General features: G+C 62.2%; 23 protein-coding genes, 1 tRNA gene and 2 rRNA genes (1 of these 26 only partly in view). 22 read left to right on the top strand and 4 right to left on the bottom strand.

The genetic code is table 11. The annotated features are described in order from the left end of the window. From EHW12_RS15935 to EHW12_RS15840, 20 genes are all read left to right on the top strand, one after another. Positions 1-2,412 (top strand): 23S ribosomal RNA (locus EHW12_RS15935) (it extends 720 nt beyond the left edge of the window). 151 nt (positions 2,413-2,563) lie between these two features. Then, positions 2,564-2,680, top strand: a 5S ribosomal RNA gene (rrf, locus tag EHW12_RS15930). A 61-nt stretch (positions 2,681-2,741) separates the two neighbouring features. Then, complete coding sequence (locus EHW12_RS15925; RefSeq protein WP_073513327.1) at positions 2,742-3,683, top strand: hypothetical protein; 942 nt, start codon at positions 2,742-2,744, stop codon at positions 3,681-3,683. Next, the gene (locus EHW12_RS15920) at positions 3,680-4,663 is read left to right on the top strand and encodes an HAD-IIA family hydrolase (protein ID WP_030537495.1); all 984 of its coding nucleotides are present in this window, start codon (positions 3,680-3,682) and stop codon (positions 4,661-4,663) included. The genes EHW12_RS15925 and EHW12_RS15920 overlap by 4 nt, the downstream gene beginning before the upstream one ends. Positions 4,664-4,739: 76 nt before the next feature. After that, positions 4,740-4,982: a hypothetical protein gene (locus EHW12_RS15915; protein ID WP_003946140.1), complete on the top strand. Its 243-nt coding sequence runs from the start codon at positions 4,740-4,742 to the stop codon at positions 4,980-4,982. A 1-nt stretch (position 4,983) separates the two neighbouring features. After that, complete coding sequence (locus EHW12_RS15910) at positions 4,984-5,823, top strand: TlyA family RNA methyltransferase (protein WP_003946142.1); 840 nt, start codon at positions 4,984-4,986, stop codon at positions 5,821-5,823. Beyond that, complete coding sequence (locus EHW12_RS15905) at positions 5,820-6,767, top strand: NAD kinase (RefSeq protein WP_003946132.1); 948 nt, start codon at positions 5,820-5,822, stop codon at positions 6,765-6,767. The genes EHW12_RS15910 and EHW12_RS15905 overlap by 4 nt, the downstream gene beginning before the upstream one ends. A 2-nt stretch (positions 6,768-6,769) precedes the next feature. Beyond that, a complete protein-coding gene (gene recN / locus EHW12_RS15900; protein WP_042446202.1) occupies positions 6,770-8,548 on the top strand; it encodes a DNA repair protein RecN in 1,779 nt (592 codons plus the stop codon). Positions 8,549-8,634: 86 nt separating this feature from the next. Further along, positions 8,635-9,819, top strand: coding sequence for a putative cytokinetic ring protein SteA (steA, locus tag EHW12_RS15895; protein ID WP_007731902.1), 1,185 nt, complete (start codon positions 8,635-8,637; stop codon positions 9,817-9,819). Next, a complete protein-coding gene (locus EHW12_RS15890) occupies positions 9,816-10,769 on the top strand; it encodes a copper transporter (protein WP_007731900.1) in 954 nt (317 codons plus the stop codon). Before steA ends, EHW12_RS15890 begins: the two co-directional genes overlap by 4 nt. 156 nt (positions 10,770-10,925) lie before the next feature. Next, positions 10,926-12,686, top strand: a complete 1,761-nt coding sequence (locus EHW12_RS15885) for a CTP synthase (protein WP_003946139.1) — start codon at positions 10,926-10,928, stop codon at positions 12,684-12,686. Positions 12,687-12,692: 6 nt separating this feature from the next. Beyond that, the gene (locus EHW12_RS15880) at positions 12,693-13,325 is read left to right on the top strand and encodes an NUDIX hydrolase (protein WP_047270484.1); all 633 of its coding nucleotides are present in this window, start codon (positions 12,693-12,695) and stop codon (positions 13,323-13,325) included. 1 nt (position 13,326) lies between these two features. Continuing rightward, complete coding sequence (gene xerD / locus EHW12_RS15875) at positions 13,327-14,250, top strand: site-specific tyrosine recombinase XerD (protein WP_125051135.1); 924 nt, start codon at positions 13,327-13,329, stop codon at positions 14,248-14,250. Positions 14,251-14,393: 143 nt separating this feature from the next. After that, a complete protein-coding gene (locus EHW12_RS15870; RefSeq protein ID WP_125051133.1) occupies positions 14,394-15,407 on the top strand; it encodes a ParA family protein in 1,014 nt (337 codons plus the stop codon). Between the two features lie 50 nt (positions 15,408-15,457). Beyond that, positions 15,458-16,279: a segregation/condensation protein A gene (locus tag EHW12_RS15865; RefSeq protein WP_241199175.1), complete on the top strand. Its 822-nt coding sequence runs from the start codon at positions 15,458-15,460 to the stop codon at positions 16,277-16,279. A gap of 41 nt (positions 16,280-16,320) precedes the next feature. Next, a complete protein-coding gene (scpB, locus tag EHW12_RS15860) occupies positions 16,321-17,004 on the top strand; it encodes an SMC-Scp complex subunit ScpB (RefSeq protein WP_037127047.1) in 684 nt (227 codons plus the stop codon). Positions 17,005-17,081: 77 nt separating this feature from the next. Continuing rightward, complete coding sequence (locus EHW12_RS15855; protein ID WP_125051129.1) at positions 17,082-18,479, top strand: pseudouridine synthase; 1,398 nt, start codon at positions 17,082-17,084, stop codon at positions 18,477-18,479. Between the two features lie 11 nt (positions 18,480-18,490). Then, entirely contained in the window at positions 18,491-19,171 is a 681-nt protein-coding gene (gene cmk / locus EHW12_RS15850) for a (d)CMP kinase (protein ID WP_172827088.1), read from the top strand. Beyond that, on the top strand, positions 19,168-20,595 hold the full coding sequence (der, locus tag EHW12_RS15845; RefSeq protein WP_003946199.1) for a ribosome biogenesis GTPase Der: 1,428 nt from the start codon (positions 19,168-19,170) through the stop codon (positions 20,593-20,595). The genes cmk and der overlap by 4 nt, the downstream gene beginning before the upstream one ends. A 102-nt stretch (positions 20,596-20,697) precedes the next feature. Beyond that, a tRNA-Pro gene (locus EHW12_RS15840) sits at positions 20,698-20,771 on the top strand. A gap of 270 nt (positions 20,772-21,041) precedes the next feature. Here the strand turns inward: EHW12_RS15840 and EHW12_RS15830 are convergent. Continuing rightward, entirely contained in the window at positions 21,042-21,467 is a 426-nt protein-coding gene (locus tag EHW12_RS15830; RefSeq protein WP_063316362.1) for a hypothetical protein, read from the bottom strand. Positions 21,468-21,805: 338 nt separating this feature from the next. On the opposite strand from EHW12_RS15830, the gene EHW12_RS15825 reads away from it, so the two are divergent. Further along, a complete protein-coding gene (locus EHW12_RS15825; RefSeq protein ID WP_063316363.1) occupies positions 21,806-22,261 on the top strand; it encodes a hypothetical protein in 456 nt (151 codons plus the stop codon). Here EHW12_RS15825 and EHW12_RS15820 read toward each other — a convergent pair whose 3' ends face one another. The 3 genes from EHW12_RS15820 to EHW12_RS15810 form a co-directional block, all read right to left on the bottom strand. After that, positions 22,262-22,603: a hypothetical protein gene (locus EHW12_RS15820; RefSeq protein ID WP_021333519.1), complete on the bottom strand. Its 342-nt coding sequence runs from the start codon at positions 22,601-22,603 to the stop codon at positions 22,262-22,264. Positions 22,604-22,638: 35 nt separating this feature from the next. Next, positions 22,639-23,145 (bottom strand): hypothetical protein, encoded by a 507-nt coding sequence (locus EHW12_RS15815; protein ID WP_125051127.1) that lies wholly within the window; start codon positions 23,143-23,145, stop codon positions 22,639-22,641. Positions 23,146-23,495: 350 nt separating this feature from the next. Next, positions 23,496-23,834 carry a hypothetical protein gene (locus tag EHW12_RS15810; protein ID WP_206434745.1) on the bottom strand — a complete coding sequence of 113 codons (339 nt, stop codon included), beginning with the start codon at positions 23,832-23,834 and terminating at the stop codon, positions 23,496-23,498. Positions 23,835-23,864: 30 nt separating this feature from the next. Between EHW12_RS15810 and EHW12_RS15805 the strand changes: the two genes are divergently transcribed. Beyond that, positions 23,865-25,148, top strand: a complete 1,284-nt coding sequence (locus EHW12_RS15805) for an IS256 family transposase (protein ID WP_075832375.1) — start codon at positions 23,865-23,867, stop codon at positions 25,146-25,148. The last annotated feature ends 9 nt before the right edge of the window (positions 25,149-25,157 follow it).

Genomic DNA, 25,157 nt, shown 5'->3' with positions numbered 1-25,157 from the left:
AGCCGTAGCGAAAGCGAGTCCGAATAGGGCGAGTCAGTGGCATGCTCTAGACCCGAAGCGGAGTGATCTACCCATGGCCAGGTTGAAGCGACGGTAAGACGTCGTGGAGGACCGAACCCACTTAGGTTGAAAACTGAGGGGATGAGTTGTGGGTAGGGGTGAAAGGCCAATCAAACTCCGTGATAGCTGGTTCTCCCCGAAATGCATTTAGGTGCAGCGTCGCGTGTTTCTCACCGGAGGTAGAGCTACTGGATGGTCTAGGGGGCCCACAAGCTTACCGAAATCAGCCAAACTCCGAATGCCGGTGAGTGAGAGCGCGGCAGTGAGACTGCGGGCGATAAGGTTCGTAGTCGAGAGGGAAACAGCCCAGATCGCCAGCTAAGGTCCCTAAGCGTGTACTAAGTGGAAAAGGATGTGGGGTCGCGAAGACAACCAGGAGGTTGGCTTAGAAGCAGCCACCCTTGAAAGAGTGCGTAATAGCTCACTGGTCAAGTGATCCTGCGCCGACAATGTAGCGGGGCTCAAGTACACCACCGAAGCTGCGGCATTCACGCAATAGCCCCCAGTTGATCCAAGGATTTTCTGGCAGGTGTGTGGATGGGTAGGGGAGCGTCGTGTGGCCATGGAAGCGGCAGGGTGACCTAGCCGTGGAGGCCACACGAGTGAGAATGCAGGCATGAGTAGCGAAAGACGAGTGAGAAACTCGTCCGCCGAATGACCAAGGGTTCCTGGGCCAGGTTAATCCGCCCAGGGTGAGTCGGGACCTAAGACGAGGCCGACAGGCGTAGCCGATGGACAACGGGTTGATATTCCCGTACCCGTGTGAACGCGCCCATGGTGAATCAGTGATACTAACCATCCTGAAGCCACGAGAAGACCTTCGGGTCTCGAGTTGGTGGATGCATGGGACCTGATCTGGTAGTAGCCAAGCGATGGGGTGACGCAGGAAGGTAGCTGAGCCAGTCAGTGGTAATACTGGTGTAAGCGTGTAGGGCGTGACCTAGGCAAATCCGGGTCGCACATAGCCTGAGACGTGATGCGTAGCCGATTGAGGCGAATTCAGTGATCCTATGCTGCCGAGAAAAGCCTCTAGCGAGCTTTCACACGGCCCGTACCCCAAACCGACACAGGTGGTCAGGTAGAGAATACTAAGGCGATCGAGATAACTATGGTTAAGGAACTCGGCAAAATGCCCCGTAACTTCGGGAGAAGGGGGCCCTGTCTGGTGACGACATTTACTGTCTGAGCTGGGTGGGGCCGCAGAGACCAGTGAGAAGCGACTGTTTACTAAAAACACAGGTCCGTGCGAAGTCGTAAGACGATGTATACGGACTGACGCCTGCCCGGTGCTGGAAGGTTAAGAGGACCGGTTAGTTCCTTCGGGAGCGAAGCTGAGAATTTAAGCCCCAGTAAACGGCGGTGGTAACTATAACCATCCTAAGGTAGCGAAATTCCTTGTCGGGTAAGTTCCGACCTGCACGAATGGCGTAACGACTTCTCAGCTGTCTCAACCGTAGACTCGGCGAAATTGCATTACGAGTAAAGATGCTCGTTACGCGCGGCAGGACGAAAAGACCCCGGGACCTTCACTACAGCTTGGTATTGGTGTTCGGTTCGGTTTGTGTAGGATAGGTGGGAGACTGTGAAGCGGTGACGCCAGTTATCGTGGAGTCGTTGTTGAAATACCACTCTGATCGAATTGGACCTCTAACCTCGGACCATGATCTGGTTCAGGGACAGTGCCTGGTGGGTAGTTTAACTGGGGCGGTTGCCTCCCAAAATGTAACGGAGGCGCCCAAAGGTTCCCTCAGCCTGGTTGGCAATCAGGTGTCGAGTGCAAGTGCACAAGGGAGCTTGACTGTGAGACTGACAGGTCGAGCAGGGACGAAAGTCGGGACTAGTGATCCGGCACCGGCAAGTGGAAGCGGTGTCGCTCAACGGATAAAAGGTACCCCGGGGATAACAGGCTGATCTTCCCCAAGAGTCCATATCGACGGGATGGTTTGGCACCTCGATGTCGGCTCGTCGCATCCTGGGGCTGGAGTAGGTCCCAAGGGTTGGGCTGTTCGCCCATTAAAGCGGCACGCGAGCTGGGTTTAGAACGTCGTGAGACAGTTCGGTCTCTATCCGCCGCGCGCGTTAGAAACTTGAGGAAGGCTGTCCCTAGTACGAGAGGACCGGGACGGACGAACCTCTGGTGTGCCAGTTGTTCCGCCAGGAGCACCGCTGGTTAGCTACGTTCGGAAGGGATAACCGCTGAAAGCATCTAAGCGGGAAGCCTGTTCCAAGATGAGGTTTCTCACCCCCTCGAGGGGGTAAGGCCCCCGGCAGACCACCGGGTTGATAGGCCAGAACTGGAAGTGCAGTAATGCATGCAGGTGACTGGTACTAATAGGCCGAGGACTTACCACAAAGAAGCTACGCGTCCACTGTGCGGTATCTGAAACAACACACAGATACTGATGAGAACATGTTTTCTCCATCCCCCAACACCAGAAACTGGTGTTGACGGGTGGTGAAACCAGGTGATCAGAAGAAGGTTACTGTGACAGTTTCATAGAGTTACGGCGGTCATAGCGAAGGGGAAACGCCCGGTCCCATTCCGAACCCGGAAGCTAAGCCCTTCAGCGCCGATGGTACTGCACTCGACAGGGTGTGGGAGAGTAGGACACCGCCGAACACCCGTTAACCGAAAGGGGACCCAACATATTGGGTCCCCTTTCGTGCGTTGTATGAGAGGAATGACTGTGTCGGAGAATGGCGACGAGCGTCGGTCCTTCCGTGGGGGAGGAGCGCCTCGATCAGGTGGCCCCCGTCGTGACAACGACGGGCGTGGATCACGCGGCGCTGCAGGCGGAGACCGCCGCGGTGGTGCCGGAGACAACAACCGTGGCGGTGCTGGAAACAGTAACCGCGGCGGCGGATTCAACGGCGGACAGCGTCGCGGCGGCGAGGGTGGGTTCACCCCTCGTGGACGCGATGGCGACCGCAACCGTCAGCAAGCACGACCTGACGAACCGGATTTGCCCGACAACGTAGAGCCCACGGAGTTGGACCCGGCCGTTCGTCGGGATCTGCTCAGCCTCGACAAGGACAACGCCAACACGGTTGCGCGTCACCTCGTCATGGCGGGCAAGCTCGTCGACGAAGATCCGGAACTCGCACTGCTCCACGCTCGCGCTGCCCGTCAGCGCGCCGGCCGAATTGCGGTCGTTCGTGAAGCTGCCGGAATCACCGCGTACCACGCCGGTGAATGGGCTGAAGCTCTCTCCGAGCTTCGTGCTGCCCGTCGAATGGCTGGCGGACCGGGTCTGATCGCTGTCATGGCCGACTGCGAACGCGGTTTGGGTCGACCCGAACGCGCGATCGAACTCGGCCGTAGCGACGAGGCTGCCCTGCTTTCGGGCGACGAGGCGTCTGAGTTGAGGATCGTCGTCGCGGGCGCCCGCATGGATCTCGGTCAGTTCGACCAGGCAGTTGTCACACTGCAGACCAAGGATCTGGACGCAGCGCGTACCGGTGAAGCTGCGGCTCGGCTGTTCTACGCCTACGCCGATGCCCTCGTTGCAGCTGGTCGTGTCGAAGACGGACTGAAATGGTTCCTCAACGCTGCAGCTGCTGACCTCGAGGGTGACACGGATGCTGAAGAACGGGTGGCCGAGTTGACCGGAGAAGATCAGTGACCGTGCTTCGTACTCAGTACGACGTACTTTTGCTCGATCTCGATGGCACTCTGTACGCCGGAGCTCATGCGATTCCCGGCACCCAGGCCGCTCTCGGTCAGGGCACGCAGGCCTTGTACTACGTGACCAACAATGCGAGTCGCTCGCCTTCGGCAGTGTCGGCGCATCTGACCGAACTCGGTTTCGATTCCGAAGACGATCGTGTCGTCACCAGTTCCCAGACGGCAGTGCGTCTGCTGTCGGAGCGTCTCGAACCCGGTGCCGCTGTGCTCGTCGTCGGTACCGACGCATTGGCCGACGAGGTGACGCGCGTCGGGTTGCTTCCGGTGCGCGAATTCGCGGATTCTCCGGTTGCTGTCGTTCAAGGACATTCGACGGAGACCAACTGGTCGATCCTTGCCGAGGCGTGCTTGGCGATCCGGGCCGGTGCGCTGTGGGTAGCGGCAAACCTGGACACAACACTGCCGTCGGAGCGGGGTTTGGTGCTGGGCAACGGCTCGATGGTGGCAGCTCTACGCGCTGCGACCAAGCAGGAACCGTTGGTGGCAGGTAAGCCTGCTGCACCGCTGATGGAGGACGCGCTCGCTCGCAGCGGGTGCTCGCGTCCACTGGTGGTCGGTGATCGTTTGGACACCGATATCGAAGGCGCACACGCTGTTTCGATCGACTCGTTGTTGGTTCTCACCGGTGTGAGCACGCCGGGTGACGTACTGCGGGCTCCGGTTGAGCAGCGCCCCACCTACATTGCAGCAACTCTGGATTCGCTCAATCAGCCGGCCGTCGAATCGCTGGTCGGTGCGGACTCCAAGTGGTCTGTCTCCGTGAACGGGTCGGCGCTGGTTGTCGACGGCCCGGTTGTCGGGGACGAGATGTCGCTTCTACGCGCGGTTGCGCCTGTCGCATGGGCTAATCCGTCGTTCCGGACCCTGGAAGCGTCGGATGCCGGCGTGGCGGATCTGTTTGCATCCTGGCTCGTCTGATCTCTCGCAAATGTGTTCGACTCGCGGGGGTGCGGGTGTATGCGTAACCGAGAGTCATGCACTAACGTTGTGCCCGATGAGCACGCCGACACCGCACCCCGGAAACACGAGTAACGGATCTCCGTTGCCCGGGCCACGCCCTTCCGTCGATCCGGAACGCATACGTTCTGACGTCGACGGTTTGCTGGCGCGCCTCGGTGGCATCGAACAGGATCCGAACGATCAGCACGGAGCAGGTGTGATTCCGCAGAAGGCACATATTTTGGAACAGGCACACGAGGTGCTCGTCCAGGCACTCGCCTCTGTGGACAGGGCTTGACGTGGCACGTAGAGCACGGGTGGACGCCGAACTTGTCCGTCGCGGACTCGCACGGTCACGAGATCATGCGCAAGAACTGATTTCCGCCGGGCGAGTTCTCATCTCGGGAGCCGTTGCGACCAAGCCTGCGACGGCGATCGAAGCCGGAACGCCACTTCGGGTCGTCGAGGTGGAGCAGGAAGTTTCGTGGGCGTCGCGAGGTGCTCACAAACTGATCGGCGCACTCGACGCCTTCGGTGCCGAAGGATTGACGGTCGAAGGTCGCCGTTGCCTCGACGCCGGCGCATCCACCGGTGGGTTCACCGATGTTCTGCTGACGCGTGGTGCGAAGGAAGTTGTCGCAGTCGACGTCGGCTACGGACAACTGGTGTGGCGCCTGCAGTCCGATGACCGGGTGCACGTCATCGACCGAACCAATGTTCGTGCAATTGATGCAGAGACCATCGGCGGAACTGTCGATCTCGTTGTCGCGGACTTGTCGTTCATTTCTCTCAAACTTGTACTCGGGGCGTTTGTCGCCTGTACTGCTGACGGCGCGGACCTGGTTCCGATGGTCAAGCCTCAGTTCGAGGTGGGCAAGGACCGCGTCGGTGCCGGTGGCGTCGTACGAGATCCGGAATTGCGAATCTCGGCTGTGCTCGACGTGTCGGAGGCTGCTGCAAAGGTAGGTCTGCGGACGTTAGGTGTTGTGGCCAGCCCATTGCCCGGTCCGTCGGGAAATGTCGAGTATTTCCTGTGGCTTCGAAAGACAGGTTCGCCCGGTGATCACGAGCCGGACACCGAGGGAATTCCTTCGGTGGAGGACATGATTCGCAAGGCTGTAGAGGAAGGGCCCCAGTGAACGCGGTCACGAACGGCGAGTCGCGCGAGATCCTTCTTGTCGCACACCCTGGTCGACGTGACATCACGGAAACCGCCAAACGAGTCGGGAAGATTTTCGAACGGGCGGGAATCGGGCTGCGAGTCCTCGTCGACGAAGCAGACAGCTCGCGCATCGAAGCAATGACGGAACCCGCGGGCTTCTCTGCGCCGGGTCTCGACGTCACGGTTGTTCATCCCGGCCCTGATGCTGCCGTCGGATGCGAGTTAGTTCTGGTTCTCGGTGGTGACGGCACATTTCTGCGCGCCGCCGAACTCGCTCAAGAAGCGTCCATTCCGGTACTGGGCATCAACCTCGGACGGATCGGATTTCTGGCAGAGACCGAGGCCGAGCATCTCGACGAGGCGCTCGCACAGGTAGTTCGCAAGGAATATCGCGTCGAGTCCCGTATGACACTCGACGTCGTGATTCGGGTGGACGACGAGATCATCGATCGCGGGTGGGCGCTCAACGAGGCCAGTATCGAGAATCGTTCGCGTCTGGGAGTTCTCGAAGTTGTCCTCGAAGTCGACGGCCGACCGGTGTCTGCCTTCGGTTGCGACGGTGTTCTCGTGTCCACTCCTACAGGCTCGACCGCTTACGCATTTTCCGCAGGCGGCCCTGTCGTGTGGCCCGAACTCGAAGCTTTGCTCGTCGTACCCAGCAACGCGCATGCGCTGTTCGCGCGGCCGTTGGTCACCAGCCCGAATTCGATCATCGCGGTGGAGACCGTCGCCGGTAGCCACGACGGCCTGGTCTTCTGCGACGGTCGTCGTACGTTGGAACTGCCTGCCGGCGCTCGCGTCGAGATCGTTCGCGGCGCCACTCCCGTCAAGTGGGTCCGGTTGGACTCTGCGCCCTTCGCTGATCGGATGGTTCGCAAGTTCGAGCTTCCGGTTACCGGATGGCGAGGAAGGAAGCCTTAATCGTGCTCGCAGAGATCCGTATCGACAGTCTTGGTGTGATCTCCGAGGCCAGCGCCCAGTTCCACGAGGGCCTGACCGTCCTGACCGGTGAAACCGGCGCAGGTAAAACGATGGTCGTCACCAGCTTGCACCTCCTCAGCGGAGCGCGAGCCGATGCCGGGCGGGTGCGGTTGGGCGCGTCGCGAGCCGTCGTCGAAGGACGATTCATCGCCGACGACGTCTCACCGGCCACCGAGCGTGAGATCGTCCGAATCCTGGAATCGTCCGGCGCCGAGCGCGACGAGGACGGGACCATCATCGCCGTCCGGACAGTCGGCAGCGACGGCCGCTCACGGGCTCATCTCGGCGGACGAAGCGTGCCGGCGGGAGTTCTCTCCGAATTCACGGATCCACTTCTGACTGTCCACGGACAGAACGATCAGCTGCGATTGCTTCGTCCCGACCAGCAACGCAATGCGCTGGACCGCTTCGGGGACAAGGCAATCGGAACGCTGCTGACGAGGTACCGCAAACACCGTCGTGAATGGCTAGATGCTCGTTCGGAGTTGATCGAACGCACGTCGAAGGCTCGTGAACTGGCGCAAGAAGCAGATCAGTTGACCTTCGCGCTCAACGAAATCGACGGCGTGGCACCCGAGCCAGGCGAGGACACGGCAATCGTTGCCGAAGTTCGTCGACTCAGTGAACTCGATTCGCTCCGCTCGGCTGCGGAAGAGGCGCACGCTGCGCTCGCCGGTAGTGACGACATGGCCAACGGCGACGTCGGGGTCATGCCGGCGCTAGACCTGATGTCCGAAGCGCGGGCGCGTATCGAGTCGGTCACCGACGCAGATCTGGACGGCCTCGGTTCCCGGTTGGCCGACGCTATTGCCGTCGTCACCGATGTTGCCGGTGACCTGAACACCTATCTGTCCGGGCTGCCCGCAGACCCGGGTGCTCTGGACTCGCTGCTGTCGCGGCAATCGGAACTGAAGACTCTGACTCGCAAGTACGCCGCCGATGTCGACGGTGTTCTCGAATGGGCAGATACCGCTCGCGCTCGTCTGTCCAAACTCGACGTGTCGTCGGATGCGTTGTCGCTGTTGGCCAAGCAGGTCGAGGAGACGGCTGGCCTCACCGCGGAAGCCGCCACAAAGCTGAGCGCCGCCAGAGTCAAGGCAGCGGCAAAGCTCGCCAAAGCCGTCAGCGCGGAACTCGCCGGTCTGGCGATGGGACGTGCGGGCCTCGAGGTGACCGTCCGTTCTCAGCCTGCGGGCCCGCAGGACTCGGCGCCGCTCAGTGTCGGGGGAGTAGACCTTCATGCCGGGTCTGCCGGCGTCGACGAGGTGGAATTCCGTCTGTCTGCGCACAGCGGGGCACCGTCACTTCCGATCAGCAAGAGCGCTTCCGGTGGCGAGCTGTCACGCGTCATGCTGGCGCTCGAGGTTGTTCTCGCTGGTAGCGACACCGGCGCGACGATGGTTTTCGACGAAGTGGACGCGGGGGTCGGTGGTCGCGCTGCTGTCGAGATCGGCCGCCGATTGGCGAAACTTGCTCGTACGCATCAGGTTATCGTCGTCACCCACCTTCCGCAGGTTGCTGCGTTTGCCGACACCCACCTCGTGGTGGACAAGGTCGACGACAAAGGCGGAGTGGTGAGCAGTGGCGTGCGGACCTTGTCGGATTCGGATCGGGTGGTCGAATTGGCCCGTATGTTGGCAGGGCTGGACGACACCGAGACCGGTCGTGCGCACGCCGAAGAACTGCTCGAGATCGCGAATGCGGCCCGCGTCACAGATTGAAGGTTCTGTGGTGTTGGTGTGACTGATGTGGTAGTTGTCGGCGCGCCTCCACCGGTCAACGCGGTTTCAGGTTCATCATCGAAGCCATGAAGATGCCCGGATTGCTCTCACGTAACACCGAATCCTTGCCTGGGATCAGTGGCATCGCCAGGGCCGATCGGAACACGGCGAAGCTTCTACGCCGCGTCGGTCCTGGAGACATCGTGATCCTCGACGAAGTCGACATCGATCGCCGGACCGCCGATGCTCTGGTGAAAGCCGGAGTCATGGCCGTGGTCAACGCGTCGCCGTCGATTTCGGGGCGGTACCCCAACCTCGGACCGGAAGTGATCGTCGCCAACGACATCGTTCTGATCGATGCCGTAGACGGTGACGTCTTCAAGAACGTCAAGGACGGCAGCAAGATCCGCCTGCACGAGGGCGAGATCTTCAACGGCGAGAAGAGCCTCGTCAAGGGCGAAGAGCAGACCGAGGCCGAGATCTCCGATCGGATGATCGAGGCCAAGACCGGCCTGGTCGATCACCTGGAAGCGTTCTCGGGTAACACCATCGAGTTCATCCGCACCGAAAGTCCTTTGCTGATCGACGGAATCGGTGTTCCGGACATCGACATCGACTTGAAGGATCGCCACGTCGTGGTCGTCTCCGACGGACCCGAACACGAGGCCGATCTGAAGAACCTCAAGCCCTTCATCAAGGAGTATTCGCCGATCCTGATCGGTGTCGGCGCAGGTGCGGACGTGTTGAGCAAGGCCGGATACCGCCCCGATCTGATCGTGGGCGACCCGGAAGAGATCACCAGTTCCACCCTCAAGTCCGGCGCGGAAGTTGTTCTGCCCGCAGACCAGGACGGTCATGCGGCGGGGCTTTCCCGAATCCAGGATCTCGGCATCGGGGCGATGACGTTCCCGGCGACCTGCTCACCGACCGACCTTGCGTTGCTGCTCGCCGATCACCACGGCGCTTCACTGATCGTGACGGTCGGCAACGTGGTGTCCTTGGACGAGTTCTTCGACCGTGGGCGTCGTGAAAGCAATCCGTCGGCGTTCATGACACGGCTCAAGGTTGGGCCGAAACTGGTCGACGCCAAGGCTGTGGCAACGCTGTATCGAAGTCGAGTGTCCGGCGGCGCGATCGCGCTCCTGGTGCTCGCCGCCCTGGTGGCAGTGATCGTCGCCCTGGTCGTGTCCAATGCCGGTAGTGAAGTTCTCGACTGGGCAATCGCAACGTGGAACAGCTTCGCGCTGTGGGTTCAGGGGCTCTTCAAGTGATTTCGATGCGTCAACATGCAATTTCCATAGCGGCAATCTTCCTGGCACTCGCGATCGGCGTGGTGCTCGGTTCCGGAATGCTGTCCAGTGGATTGCTTTCGGGTCTGCGCGACGACAAGGCGGACCTGCAGAACGAGATCGAAGACCTCAATCAACAGTCCAATCAGCTTCAGCAGCAACTCAATTCCGCGGACGGCTTCGATGCCGCTGTCGGCGGTCGCGTCGTGCGTGACAGTCTCGCTGGTCGCACCGTCGTCGTCATCACGGCACCGGACGCCGATCCCGGTGATCTCGACGGTGTCAACCGACTCGTCACTGCCGCCGGCGGTGCCGTGACCGGACGCGTCTCGCTCACCGATTCGTTTGTCGACGCCACCGGTGGTGACCGCTTGCGGACCGTCGTCACCAATGTCATCCCTGCGGGGATCACCCTCAAGACCGGTGCGGTCGATCAGGGCAGTCTCGCGGGTGATCTGCTCGGTTCGGTTCTGCTTCTCAACGGGCAGAACAGCGAACCGCAGAGCACTCCGGACGAGATGAATCTCGCGCTCGACTCGCTGCGTAGCGCCGGTTTCATCAGCTACGACGACGGAGCGGTCAAGCCGGCTCAACTCGCCGTGGTTCTCACCGGCGACAACAAGAGTGAATCCGACGCAGCCACGGGTAACCGCGGCGCCGTCATCGCCCGGTTCGCCGGTGCTCTCGACGGACGCGGCGCAGGAACGATTCTCGCGGGCCGGCCTGGCTCGGCCGAGGGCAGTGGTCCGGTTGCCGTCGCTCGTGCGGACGCGGCGCTCTCAGCGGGCTTGACGACCATCGACAACATCGATCGGGAGTCGGGCAAGATCACAACGCCGTTGGCGCTGCAGGAACAGTTGAACGGCGGCGCCGGCCGCTACGGCACGGGACCGGGAGCGGCGGCGGTCACCGTCGGCGCACCCACCAACTGAACACCCCGGTATTGATACGCCGGTCACATCGGGGGCGGAAAGTCGGCGCGTTGTAGGCGCCGACCCCCGATAGGTGTTACCGTGAAATCCCGTGGGTCGGCAGGCCCCAGCATGCTTCATCAGACCAAGCCCTGCACAGTCGTCACGGGAGCCCCTTTGCCACAGTCACGCACTAACACGCGTACCGCCACCAAGCACATCTTCGTCAGCGGAGGTGTAGCTTCCTCGCTCGGCAAAGGTTTGACCGCCTCGAGCCTGGGACAGTTGTTGACCGCGCGGGGAATGCGCGTGACCATGCAGAAGCTCGATCCCTATCTCAATGTGGATCCGGGCACCATGAACCCCTTCCAGCACGGCGAGGTCTTCGTTACCGAAGACGGTGCCGAGACCGACCTCGACGTCGGACACTACGAGCGGTTCCTCGACCGTGACCTCTCCGGCCAGGCGAACGTCACCACCGGCCAGGTTTACTCGACGGTCATCGCCAAGGAACGCCGCGGCGAGTACCTCGGCGACACCGTTCAGGTCATCCCGCACATCACCGACGAGATCAAGCGTCGCATCCTCGAGATGAGCGGTCCGGATCTGCAGGGACACCGCCCGGACGTCGTGATCACCGAAATCGGTGGCACCGTCGGCGACATCGAATCGCAGCCCTTCCTCGAAGCCGCTCGCCAGGTCCGCCACGACGTCGGCCGCGACAACGTCTTCTTCCTGCACGTCTCCCTCGTGCCGTACCTCGGCCCCTCCGGAGAGCTCAAGACCAAGCCCACGCAGCACTCGGTTGCGTCGTTGCGCAGCATCGGCATTCAGCCCGACGCGCTGATCCTTCGTTGCGATCGTGACGTTCCGCAGGGCCTCAAGAACAAGATCGCCCTGATGTGCGACGTGGACGTCGACGCCTGCATCTCGACGCCCGACGCTCCCTCGATCTACGACATCCCGAAGGTTCTGCACCGTGAGGGCCTCGACGCTTACGTCGTTCGCCAGCTCGGACTCCCGTTCCGCGACGTCGACTGGACCGTGTGGGGCAACCTCCTCGATCGTGTTCACCAGCCGCGTGAGACGGTGCGCGTCGCATTGGTCGGCAAGTACGTCGACCTGCCCGACGCATACCTCTCCGTCACCGAGGCACTGCGCGCCGGTGGATTCGCGAACCGGTCCAAGGTCGAGATCTCCTGGGTACCGTCGGACGCCTGTGAGACCGAAGCCGGAGCGCAGGCCGCTCTCGGTGACGTCGACGGTGTTCTGATCCCCGGTGGCTTCGGCATCCGCGGCATCGAAGGCAAGCTCGGCGCGATCCGTTTCGCACGTTCGCGCAAGCTGCCGCTGCTGGGTCTGTGCCTGGGTCTGCAGTGCGTCGTCATCGAAGCTGCTCGTAGCGTCGGCCTCGACGATGCCAACTCGGCCGAGTTCGAGCCGGACACCAAGCATCCGGTCATCTCGACGATGGCTGATCAGGAAGACGTCATCGCCGGTGACGCCGACCTCGGTGGCACCATGCGTCTGGGTGCTTACCCGGCCGTGCTGACCAAGGGTTCCGTCGTCGCTCAGGCCTACGGAACCGAGGACGTTTCCGAGCGTCACCGTCACCGCTACGAGGTCAACAACACCTACCGCGATCGGATTGCCAAGTCCGGCTTGCAGTTCAGCGGAACCTCACCGGACGGCCACCTGGTCGAGTTCGTCGAGTACCCGCGTGAGCAGCATCCGTTCTTCGTTGCCACCCAGGCACACCCGGAGCTCAAGAGCCGTCCGACGCGCCCGCACCCGCTGTTCGCGGCCTTCGTCGAAGCAGCGTTGACGTACAAGCTCGAAGAGCGCCTGCCCGTCGACGTCCACGGTGACGAGAAGATCGACACCGCTGCCACCGAGACAGCGCTCGACGCTGCAGTCGAGAACGTGGAAAAGGTCTAGCCACACATGAGCGATCCCGGTCGGCACGAATTCGACACCCTCGGCTCCAAGACGGTCTACACCGGCGCGATCATCGCGTTGCGCGTCGACACCGTTGCGATGCCTGGTGGTCAGCGTGCCGATCGGGAAGTCGTCGAGCATCACGGCGCCGTTGCCGTCGTGGCACTGGACGAGCACGACAACCTGGTGCTGATTCACCAGTACCGTCACCCGCTCGGGCACCGGTTGTGGGAAATTCCTGCCGGTCTGCTCGACGCTCCGGGGGAGAGCCCGGTCGAGGCTGCAGCGCGCGAGCTGGGCGAAGAAACCGGACTCGGCGCCGATCGATGGTCGGTGCTGGTCGATGTCGCTCTCTCACCCGGGTTCACGGACGAGGCGGTTCGCGTCTTCCTCGCCGAGGGGCTGCACGAGGTGGAGCGCGACGATCCCGAACACGAAGAAGCCGATCTCGAGATTTCGCGGGTTCCGCTCGCCGACGCCGTCGACATGGCGCTACGCGGCGACATCGTCAATGCCACAGCGGTATCGGGCATTCTCGCGATCGCCACCGCACGCGCGACGGGAAAGCCGCTGCGCCCCGCCGACGCACCGTGGCCCGATCGTCCTCGCGCATTCGGAGAACGCAAGTCGCGAGCCTGAAGTGCTTGCCCGACAGGTGGACTCGTATCTCGACCATCTAGCGGTCGAGCGAGGATCTGCGCGCAATACGCTACTTTCCTATCGCCGCGACCTGAATCGGTACGCGGAGTACCTGCACGGACGCGGCATCGACGACGTCGCGGGCGTGACGGAGAACGACGTCACCGAATTCGTGACACATCTGCGCCTGGGTGACAAAGATGCCGGCGTCGTACCATTGGCGGCCAGTTCGGCAGCACGCACCCTGATCGCGGTCCGCGGATTCCACAAGTTCTCCGCCGCCGAGGGCCTGGTCGGTGTCGACGTGGCCCGAATGGTCAAGCCGCCGACGCCTGGACGCAAGCTGCCCAAGGCCCTGCCTCTCGACGACGTGATCGCCCTACTCGACGCTTCGGGTGGCGGTGCGGCCGGTGACGGGCCCCGCGACCTGAGGGATCGCGCTCTGCTCGAGCTCCTGTACTCGACCGGAGCACGCATCACCGAGGCGATCGATCTGGACGTCGACGACATCGACACCGAAACCCGTTCCGTGCTGCTCAAGGGCAAGGGCGGCAAGCAGCGGATCGTCCCCGTCGGCAGGCCGGCGATCGCCGCGGTGGACGCGTATCTCGTCCGTGGGCGCCCCAGCCTGGCGACGCGTGGTGTTCCTGCCCTCTTTCTCAACGCGCGCGGGGGACGCCTCTCGCGTCAGAGTGCATGGCAGATTCTTCAGGACGCGGCCGCGTCGGCCGGGATCAAGGCGGACGTCTCACCCCATACGCTCAGGCACTCGTTTGCCACCCACCTGCTCGACGGCGGCGCGGACGTACGCGTCGTGCAGGAACTTCTCGGTCACGCTTCGGTAACCACGACGCAGATCTACACACTGGTCACCGTCACAGCGCTGCGCGAAGTGTGGGCTCAGGCACACCCACGCGCCCGTTAGGCGTTGGTTGGCTCATGCGTGTCTGCGAGACCATTCGGTGATGTAAGCGGTAGCGTTCAAGGAGCGCGAGCGGCCTCCACCGCAGTTTCGGGGGTTTGCCGGCGCCGAGAGCAACCGCCGAAAGAGTAGGGGAGCATCGGACCGTGTCGACATCGCAGCCACCAGCGGCGGAGTCCGCGCCGCCGCATGTCAATGCCCAACTCTTCCAGCGCGTGAACGAATCAGCACCAGCTGTACCCTCCGAACCAGAGGCGATGTTCGAAATAGATACGACGCCAGTAGCCTCTCCACCTGCGGAAACCCTCACCGTTTCCGCGGAAGAACTCGGCCCGACAGGTCGACCGGTCCGCGAGGTACCCCAACCGACACCGTTGGCGCACCACGGACCCGCGATGATCATCGCGATGTGCAACCAGAAGGGCGGCGTCGGCAAGACGACGTCGACCATCAACCTGGGTGCGTCGTTGGCCGAATACGGTCGCCGAGTGCTCCTGGTGGATCTCGATCCCCAAGGCGCGTTGTCTGCTGGACTGGGCGTCCAGCATCACGACCTGGAACTGACCGTCCATAACCTTCTGGTCGAACCGCGTGTGTCCATCGACGATGTGTTGATGCGAACTCGGGTCGACGGCCTCGACCTGCTGCCCAGCAACATCGACCTTTCGGCCGCCGAGATCCAATTGGTCACCGAGGTCGGACGTGAGCAGACCTTGGGACGCGTGTTGCACCCTGTTCTCGATCGGTACGACTACGTGCTCATCGACTGCCAGCCGTCGCTTGGCCTGCTCACGGTGAATGCACTGGCCTGCGCCGATTCGGTCATCATTCCGATGGAATGCGAGTACTTCAGCCTGCGCGGCCTGGCACTGCTCAACGACACCGTCGAAAAGGTGCACGATCGTCTCAATCCCAAGCTCGAGTTGGCCGGTATCGTCGTCACGATGTTCGACGCCCGGACTCTGCACGCCCGTGAGGTGATGGCGCGAGTCGTCGAGGTGTTCGGCGACGTCGTCTACGACACGGTGATCAACCGCACCGTCCGATTCCCCGAAACCAGCGTCGCCGGTGAGCCGATCACGACGTGGGCGCCGAAATCGGCTGGGGCCGAGGCATATCGAGCATTGGCCCGCGAGGTCATTCACCGGTCTGGTCGTTAGTGGAACTGATTGCATCGCAAGAAGATTCGGTCGAAGTCGAGCCGGATTCGATCGACCCGAACGTGCCGACCGACGCTCAGACCGCAGCCAAGGCTGCCGGTTTCCGAGTCACTCTCCGGAACTTCGAAGGCCCGTTCGATCTGCTGTTGAACCTGATCAATCAACGACAGCTCGATGTCACCGAAGTCGCCCTGCACACCGTCACTGACGATTTCATCGCATACACCAAGGAACTCGGCAGTGCGATGGGCCTCGATCAGACAACGGAGTTTCTGGTCGTCGCAGCTACGCTTCTGGACCTGAAAGCGGCCAGGCTGTTGCCCGCCGGGCAGGTCGAGGACGCGGAGGATCTGGCGCTTCTCGAAGCCCGCGACCTTCTCTTCGCGCGACTGCTGCAGTACCGGGCGTACAAACAAGTTGCGGCGCTGTTCGGTGAGTTGGAGGAAGCAGCGCTGCGGCGCTATCCGCGCTCTGTTGCCGTCGAGGATCAGTTCACCGAACTCCTGCCCGAGGTGTTGTTGGGCGTCGACCCTCACCGTTTTGCGGAGATCGCGGCGACTGTGTTCACACCACGTCCGGTGCCGACGGTGGGCCTCGATCACCTCCATGTGTCCAATATCTCGATACCCGAGCAGGCCGAGCGAATTCTCGAGTTGCTGCGCGAGCGAGGCATAGGGGAGTGGACACCCTTCGGGGACCTCGTTGCGGAGTGTGAGATCACCGTCGAGATAGTCGCAAGATTTCTCGCGTTGCTCGAGTTGTACCGCCGGCAGGTCATCGTGTTCGAGCAACCCGAAGCACTCGGACCGCTGATGGTGAGTTGGACCGGAGACGACCCGGCCGCGCCGGTCACAGAGGAGGACTACGGATGAACGCCGAGCCGACGGAATCAGAGTCTTCGCAGCTAGACGAGATGATCGAGCCTACCGAACACGCCTCGGAGTCCGAAGATTCCGCCCCCGATTTCGAACTCGACGACGATCAACTCGACGCAGTGCTGGAGTCGCTTCTGCTTGTCGTGGATTCGCCGGCCGAAGTGAACCAACTCGCATCTGTCACCGGAACCGCGCCGGAACGAGTCGAAGAACGCCTGACGTCGATGTCGGCCGCATTGACCGCTCGCGGCAGCGGAATGGACCTTCGCTACGCGGGCGACGGATGGCGCCTGTACACGCGACAAGAGTTTGCCCCGTACGTGGAAAAGCTGCTATTGGACGGCGCACGCACCAAATTGACCAGGGCGGCATTGGAAACTTTGGCCGTAGTCGCATACCGTCAACCGTTGACTCGTGCGCGGATCAGTGCGGTACGAGGCGTCAACGTGGACGGGGTGGTACGCACCCTCCTTGCCCGCGGACTGATCGCGGAAGCCGGGCCTGACCCGGACACTAACGCGACACGGTACTCCACGACCGAACTGTTCCTCGAACGGCTCGGCCTGGCCTCGCTCAGCGAGCTCCCGGAGTTGGCCCCGCTCTTGCCTGATGTCGATCTCATCGACGACATCAGCGAAAGCCTGGAATCCGATCCGCGATTTGCGAGAATGAACAAGGCAGACGTGCCCGCTGACGTAGTGGACACCGAAGTCGACGACTGACCGGAATTCCGGCGCTCGTCAGCACCGAGAAAGACCCGACCACGCTCGGGAAACAGTAGAAAACTGACAGGAAAAAAGTGAACAATCCCGCTCGCCGAGATGGCACACCGGACCGTAACAACTCCCGCGACAGCCGCGGCGCACGCAGCGATGCCCCCCGCGGCGCACGTAGCGAAGCGCCCCGTGGTGGACGCAGCAACACTTCCCGCAGTACCTCTGGATACGACCGCAACGCCGGATCCGACCGTCCCCGCACGGACGACCGTCGCGGTGGATTCAATGATGACCGTCGCCCGCCGCGCAGTGATGACCGTCGCCCGCCGCGCAGCGACGACCGTCGCCCCGCACGTACGGACGACCGTCGTAGTGGCTACAACGACGATCGGCGCGGCCCGCGCACGGACGATCGCCGCGGACCCCGCAGCGATGACCGCCGTACCCCCCACGTCGACGCCCGTCGCGCACCGCGTGGCGGCGCTGACCGTCGTAGTGACGATCAGCGCGGCGCACGCCCCGACGCTCCTCGCGGCGGCGCATGGTCGAACGCACCTCGTGGGTCCAAGTTCGACGGACCTCCGCGCAAGCGCCCGGCAGCCCCGACACCGCCGGCGACCAACAAGCGTGGCAAGCCGAAGACCGAGAAGCCGCAGCGCGTCGTCTCTCAGAACCCGTTGGTCTCCAACGCCAAGCCGGCGCGTCATCAGCATGCCGAGATCACCAAGCACGACGGCCCGCCGAAGGGCGACGGCGTCCGCTTGCAGAAGGTACTGGCTCAGGCCGGCGTCGCATCACGCCGCGCTGCTGAAGAACTGATCGATCAGGGTCGCGTCGAGGTCGACGGCCGCATCGTGGTCGAACAGGGTCTGCGTGTCGACCCCGAGAACGCAGTGGTTCGTGTCGACGGCGTCCGCGTCGTCGTGCAGAAGGACCTCGTCTACCTCGCGATGAACAAGCCGCGTGGCTGGCAGTGCACCATGTCCGACGATCTCGGTCGTCCGTGCGTCGGTGACATCGTCTCCGAGCGCGTTCAGTCGGGTCAGCGGCTCTTCCACGTCGGCCGTCTCGACGCCGACACCGAAGGCTTGCTCCTCTTCACCAACGACGGCGATCTGGCTCACCGCCTGATGCACCCGTCGTTCGAGGTTCCGAAGACGTACCTCGCCACGGTTCACGGCGTTGTCGAGCGCAGCACCGGCAAGCAGTTGCGCGACGGTGTCACCCTCGACGACGGTCCGGCCAAGGTGGACGCGTTCACCGTGCTCGAGATCAACGAGGGCAAGACGCTCGTCAAGCTGGTTCTGCACGAGGGTCGTAAGCACATCGTGCGTCGCCTCCTCGATGCCGTCGGTCACCCCGTTGTCCGTCTGGTTCGCACCAACGTCGGAGTTGTCGCCCTCGGCGATCAGCGTCCGGGAACGCAGCGCGTCCTCGGACGTAGCGAGGTCGGTGGACTGTACGAGGCGGTCGGCCTGTGACCGATTCGTCCATGCCGCTGGTAGTCGCTATGGACGGACCGTCCGGAACCGGCAAGTCCAGCGTCTCTCGCGCGTTGGCGCAGCGTTTGGGTGCTCGCTACCTCGACACCGGAGCCATCTACCGGATCGCGACCCTGCACGTGCTGCGTCAGGGAATCGATCTGGCGGATTCCGCCGCGATCACGGCCGCCGTTGCGGCGTTGCCGTGGTCCATCGGTACCGATCCGAGCAGCGAGCAGGTGCATCTCGACGGCGCGGACGTCAGCGAGGAGATCCGCGGCGACGCGGTCACCAAGGCTGTCTCCGCAGTGTCGGCCGTACCCGAGGTTCGCGACCTGCTGGTCGCCACTCAGCGTGAGTTGGCGGCCGGTGCGGAGCGGATCGTCGTGGAAGGTCGCGACATCGGAACCGTCGTACTCCCCGATGCAGACGTCAAGATCTTCTTGACCGCATCGGCGGAAACCCGTGCGGCACGGCGCAATACGCAGAATATCGGCCAAGGCCGTGAAGACAATTACGAAGCGGTGCTGGCTGATGTGCAGCGCCGTGACCATCTCGATTCGACTCGGGCAGTGTCGCCGTTGCGCCCTGCCGAGGATTCCATTCTGGTGGATACGAGCGAATTGGGAATTGAAGATGTGATCGCCAAGTTGCTGTTGGTGGTCAGCGACAGAACTGGAGCAGTGCAGTGAGCGACGATCTGGTAACCGAATATGCCGGTGACGGAACTTGGTCCGAGGAATCGGAGTGGGACTACGCCGATCTCGAAGCGGACGGCGAAGGCGAAGCGCACATTGCCGTCCCGACCTTGGCTGTTGTCGGTCGACCGAACGTCGGCAAGTCGACGCTCGTCAACCGCATCATCGGCCGTCGTGAAGCGGTAGTCGAAGACATCCCCGGCGTTACCCGTGACCGCGTCTCGTACGAGGCGAACTGGGCCGGACGACGCTTCCTAGTCCAGGACACCGGCGGATGGGAGCCCGACGCAAAGGGTCTTCAGCAGGCGGTCGCACGTCAGGCGGAGTTGGCCATGGGAACGGCTGACGCCATTCTCCTGGTCGTCGACGCTGTTGTCGGCGCTACCGCGACGGACGAAGCTGTTGCTCGCGTGCTTCGCCGCTCGAAGACTCCGGTCATCCTCGTTGCCAACAAGGTGGACGACGGACGCACCGAGTCCGAGGTTGCAGCGCTGTGGTCCTTGGGCCTCGGTCAGCCGTACTCCGTGAGTGCGACGCACGGCCGCGGTACCGGAGACCTGCTCGACGAGGTTCTCGAGAAGCTGCCGGAAACCCCGCGTGAAGGTATCCCCGGCGGCGGTCCGCGTCGTGTTGCTCTCGTCGGAAAGCCGAATGTCGGAAAGTCCAGCTTGCTCAACAAGCTGTCCGGTGACGAGCGGTCCGTCGTGCACAATGTTGCCGGCACCACCGTCGACCCCGTCGACTCCATTGTCGAACTCGGCGGGCGCCCTTGGCGTTTCGTCGACACGGCTGGTCTGCGCAAGCGCGTCAGCCATGCCAGCGGGGCGGAGTTCTATGCGTCGCTGCGTACGAAGAGCGCGATCGAGGCCGCTGAGGTTGCGATCCTGCTGATCGACGCGCACGAGCCGATCACCGAGCAGGACTTGCGTGTTCTGAGCATGGTGGCCGACACGGGTCGTGCATTGGTGATCGCATTCAACAAGTGGGACCTCGTGGACGAGGACCGTCGACTCATGCTGGACAAGGAAGTGGACCGCGATCTGGTCCGCGTTCCGTGGGCTCAGCGAGTCAACATCTCCGCCCACACCGGTCGCGCCGTGGCGAAGCTCGTGCCGGCTCTCGACACGGCTCTGGAGTCCTGGGACAAGCGCATCCCCACGGGTCGCCTGAACACCTGGCTCAAGGAAGTTGTGGCAGCAACGCCGCCTCCGATGCGTGGTGGTCGCCTTCCGCGCATCATGTTCGCGACGCAGGCAAGCACGCGCCCGCCGACATTCGTTCTCTTCACCACGGGCTTCCTTGAGGCCGGCTACCGCCGCTTCATCGAGCGGCGTCTGCGTGAAGAGTTCAACTTCGACGGCAGCCCGATCCGCGTATCCGTCCGAGTGCGCGAGAAGCGTGACCGTAAGGGCCGCTGATTCTGCGTCCAATTCGGTACTGAAACGGCTCTGACCAGCCGATTGGTACTTCGGCCCGTCCCTGATGTAATCTTTCCAAGCGCCCGAAACAAGGGCTTGGGACGGGCTGTGGCGCAGCTTGGTAGCGCACTTGACTGGGGGTCAAGTGGTCGCAGGTTCAAATCCTGTCAGCCCGACCGAAGTTAGATCAAAAAGGCAGTTTCTCAGAAATGAGAAACTGCCTTTTTGTTTGTGCCTTCAAAGGTTCGGCAACGGATCATGCGGGAAGTCCTGCGGTGACGTGATCTCCGCGTCGGCAGCGTTCACGACTGCAACATATTCTTCGTCGGTTTCGCGCTCATCAGAACGTCTGCTGGAAACGCGTAGTGGATCTCGTCGTCTGGATGCAAGTGGGAGCGAAGGCGCGCACGGACGCTCGCGGAAACCGGCATGCGCGGAAGGCTAGCTCAGGTTCGCTGACTGAGGCGAATATTGTGAACGGCAACGGTTACTTCGAAGAGCGCGATCAGAATGGCGGTAAAGATTGCTGCCAACCACCACGGCGCCGAACCTGCTGTATTCAGCCAGATGGTCAGTGCACCGAAAATTGTAGTCGGAATGCCGACAGCACGAGACAGGTCGACGTTCCTCGGATTGACCGGCGGTGTTCTCCACCAATGAAGGCGATGTCCTCGATTCTCACGCAGCATTCGCAGGATGGACCAGACAGTAAGCGGCAGACCAATCGCGAGGATGACCATCCCGCCAATGATCGCCAAAGTGCACCCGTCTCGGAAGTACGTCACGGCAGCGCCCACAACACCTGCAAAACCGATGGCCGTGAATACTTTCCACGCCGGGGTTATGGACTGGCCATGCGGTTGTGTTGCCATCCAAGCACCCTTCCACAAAACATAATCGAAAACTTCAACCCTGTTGCGGCCGTCGATTGTGCATCAGGGTGACAATCAAACTCGGTAGGCCGTTAACTACTCCGAGTACAGCGACTGCGATACCCGCACTCAAGAGAGGTGCTGTCTCCCAAGAGTTGTCGACGATGGCAGATGCTCCGATCAAGCTCGATACCCAGCCCGTGAGTTGAGCACGTCGGACATGTTGTGCCGCTCGCGAGGAGGTCGGTCCTACCGAGAGAGGTAACCTCCGCCCCTTTCGAGTCGTAATTGCTTTCTTCTCCGGAGCGCAATTTCGCCTACTGGCATGATCTCTTCGTATGATTGGGATTCGGATCGCGTGGGTTGTATTGGCGGTCGCCACCGGGATTCTGGGATCCGCGACGGCACAGTGGCCGCTGTACGAGATCACCGATTGCGAAATAGGCCTCGGCCCGCTCAGTTCTGCCGATTGTTACCGCTCGATTCACGACTATTTCGGGCGGGAGCTCTTCTTGGTGCTGGCGTTGCCGGTGGCTCTGTGCGTTATTCCAGCCGTGATCCCACGACCATTAGTTTCCTGGATCGTCTCGGCGACAATGCTTTGCGCTGCAGTATTGGGTTTCTTTGCAGCTTTCAGCTCTGATATGCCTTCTCTGCTGTCGATGGTGGGGAGCCTCCCTGCTGCAGTGCTGGCATTGGTACTTGCTGCGGTGCATCAGGGGATCGCATTGCGCAACAAGGGCGCCATTGCGCGTGCGCGCAGTGGGGTTCGCGATACGCAGCCGAGTGAGTGATCAGTCGGGGCTGAAGAACAGTTCCATCGAGATCCAGAACCACGCCACCATTGCCGCGACCGGCAGGAACGCGAGCACTAATGGCAATGTAAATTGCCGGCCGGTACGACTGGGAACAGTCATAAGTCCGAGCAAGACGAACACGGCGGCAGGCGCCGCCCAACTTATCCAGTAGGTGAGTGGTGGTGGGTTGGGCCCGAACGACGTGAACGAACGGTTCGGATACAGCTGCGGCTGCGGGACATCGGCGAAGTGTTGCCACAGGAGTACCAATGGCAGGTAGCCGAACAGTCCCAGTAGGAGGCCGACGACGAGTCCCGCGAAGATTCGTTCGCCCCTCATCTCAACGCACCTGTCCGAATCAATCGTCCCACTGCCTATGCGACTTCTGGTAAGTCACGAGGCTGAATCCGTAGAGCCCACGCCCGGGCCGCAACGAACGTCATGGCCAATACGAGAACGACCAGCAGTACGACCGCGATCCAGGTGGGAGTGGTGGTGGAAAAGCCCAGCCTCCACGCAGTACCGACACCTACAGTCGTCGCCGCCAACGCCCCGACCGGAAGCATCGCCGCGACCGCTCGCGTCGTGCGAACAGTAAGTCGATCCCCGGCAGCGCGAAGAACTCCGAACACGGCGGCGACCGAAAGGCCATAGGCCAGAAGACCGCTGACGGCGTAGACCAGGAGCGGGGACCATCCCATATCAACCGACCCGATGAATGCCATGCCGATCAAGACCAACAGGGGCGTCAGCCCAAGCGTGACGCCTGCGATGCCTGCCACCACAGTTCGAACCAGTCGATTGTCTTGGCTTCCGGAGATTCGCACGCCCGCGAGGCGGAGCACGAACCCGGTCAGCGCGCCCAGAAGGGCGCCGATCACCGCAGCCTCGATGGGCCAGGTCCATTGCGATTCACCCGCGAAGCCCGAGATTGTGGTGCCACCCGAAAGAGGGTGATCGTGGCGGACGCCTGTGCCGATCCCTGTGTCAGCGCCGCCGTGACGATGGCAACGGTCGCACCGAACAAAGCAAACCCGAGTGCCTGTTTCCACATCTAGCCATCTTGACCCATCCCGCGGGAGAATTCGGCACAACGGCAGTCTCGTCCGGATGCCTTCTCACTGTGCAGATTGGGGGGCGCAGCCGACTTCGGCGATAATTGTGTGAAGGGGCTGGTGGTGACACCCTCGTCGTATCACCACCAGCCACGTTCGACACTCACGACCTGCTGTCACGCACGCAATCGGCGACGTGCTGCCAGTGCTGCCGGAAATCCGAGATCTGCATCGATCACTTCACCGGAGAGACGTTCCGAGATTTCGATCAGTCGACTGCATCCGGTCTCTCCGATCGCCTCGTACGGGTACGACCCCAGCACATCGGTCTGATGCTCAACCCGCTTCCGGCGATCGCGACCCACCTCGTTCAGGTGAAGCTCGGGGCCGTCTTCGAGCCATCCACGCGCCCGCACACCTTCGACGCCTTCCGCCCACTGATCGTTGTCCCATGCCCGGCTCATTTGCAGAGCAGCAGCAGGAACATCACCGGTTGCGGGGGACTGTAAGAACAACGGTGTAACTCTGAAAGGAGATACGCCACTATGACTGACGTGATTGAACGTGAGACAGAGACGAACTCGGCTCAGCCGGGTATCAGCGATGCGCGGCTCAAAGAGCTGGTCGAGCAGGCGCGAGCCGAAGGGCTGCAGTTGACCGGAGATGGTGGATTGCTGTCGAAGCTGACCAAGCTAGTCGTGGAGTCCGCGCTCGAAGGCGAGATGGACGACCACCTCGGATACGGCAAGAGCGACCCGGCAGGGAGGGGCAGCGGCAACTCCCGCAACGGCAGACGAGCCAAGAACGTGTTGACCGAGGCCGGCCCGGTCGAACTCGAGGTGCCCCGTGACCGGGATTCCTCCTTCGAGCCGAAGATCGTGGCCAAGCGGCAGCGTCGGCTCTCAGGCGTGGAGGACATGGTGATCTCATTGTCGGCCAAGGGTTTGACGACCGGTGAGATCGCTGCACACCTGGCCGAGGTGTACGGAGCTGATGTGTCCAAGCAGACGATCTCGACGATCACCGAGCGGGTGATGGAAGGCATGGCCGAGTGGCAGAACCGGCCGTTGGATCCTGTGTACCCGGTGTTGTTCATCGACTGCATCCACGTCAAGATCCGCGAGGGCAACGTCGCTAACCGGCCGATCTACGTCGCGATGGGGGTGACTGTCGACGGCACCCGCGACATCCTCGGACTGTGGGTCGGTGAGCACGGCGACGGGGAGGGAGCGAAGTACTGGCTTCGGGTGTTGTCCGAGCTGAAAAACCGTGGTGTGCAAGATGTTCTGATCGTCGTGTGCGATGGTCTCAAGCATCTACCCGACTCGATCGAGCAAGTGTGGCCACAGACCATCGTGCAGACTTGTGTGGTCCATCTTCTCCGTAACACCTACGCCTATGCCTCCCGCAAGGACTGGTCCGAGATCGCCAAGGACCTCAAACCCGTCTACACGGCTCCGTCGGAGCAGGCCGCGCTCGACCGATTCGCAGAGTTCAGTGACAAATGGGAGAAACGCTATCCCGCGATCATCAGGCTCTGGACTAACGCCTGGGCTGAGTTCGTGCCGTTCCTACAATTCGACAACGCCATCCGGCAGGTCATTTACACGACCAACGCCATCGAGAGTGTCAACGCTCGAATCCGCAGGGCTGTCAAGGCCCGTGGACACTTTCCGACCGAGGCCGCGGCCTTGAAATGCGTGTATCTGGCCATCATGAGCCTCGATCCCAAAGGCACCGCCCGCAGGCGCTGGTCCAACCGATGGAAGGCAGCACTGAATGCCTTCGAGATAACGTTCGACGGACGGCTGTCTGCCGGACGAAAGTAGTTAGAAACC

This window comes from Rhodococcus sp. NJ-530, assembly GCF_003860625.1.
Classification (GTDB): Bacteria; Actinomycetota; Actinomycetes; order Mycobacteriales; family Mycobacteriaceae; genus Rhodococcus_F; species Rhodococcus_F qingshengii.
Note: the sequence above shows the minus strand (reverse complement) of the source record. Positions and strands in the feature narration are given on the sequence as shown.

Excerpts from the sequence above, each read along its gene's own strand:
- EHW12_RS15925 (WP_073513327.1), top strand. The coding sequence starts at position 2,742 with ATGACTGTGTCGGAGAATGGCGACGAGCGTCGGTCCTTCCGTGGGGGA.
- EHW12_RS15915 (WP_003946140.1), top strand. The coding sequence starts at position 4,740 with ATGAGCACGCCGACACCGCACCCCGGAAACACGAGTAACGGATCTCCG.
- steA (WP_007731902.1), top strand. The coding sequence starts at position 8,635 with ATGAAGATGCCCGGATTGCTCTCACGTAACACCGAATCCTTGCCTGGG.
- EHW12_RS15880 (WP_047270484.1), top strand. The coding sequence starts at position 12,693 with ATGAGCGATCCCGGTCGGCACGAATTCGACACCCTCGGCTCCAAGACG.
- scpB (WP_037127047.1), top strand. The coding sequence starts at position 16,321 with ATGATCGAGCCTACCGAACACGCCTCGGAGTCCGAAGATTCCGCCCCC.
- cmk (WP_172827088.1), top strand. The coding sequence starts at position 18,491 with ATGCCGCTGGTAGTCGCTATGGACGGACCGTCCGGAACCGGCAAGTCC.
- EHW12_RS15830 (WP_063316362.1), bottom strand. The coding sequence starts at position 21,467 with ATGGCAACACAACCGCATGGCCAGTCCATAACCCCGGCGTGGAAAGTA.
- EHW12_RS15825 (WP_063316363.1), top strand. The coding sequence starts at position 21,806 with ATGATTGGGATTCGGATCGCGTGGGTTGTATTGGCGGTCGCCACCGGG.
- EHW12_RS15820 (WP_021333519.1), bottom strand. The coding sequence starts at position 22,603 with ATGAGGGGCGAACGAATCTTCGCGGGACTCGTCGTCGGCCTCCTACTG.
- EHW12_RS15805 (WP_075832375.1), top strand. The coding sequence starts at position 23,865 with ATGACTGACGTGATTGAACGTGAGACAGAGACGAACTCGGCTCAGCCG.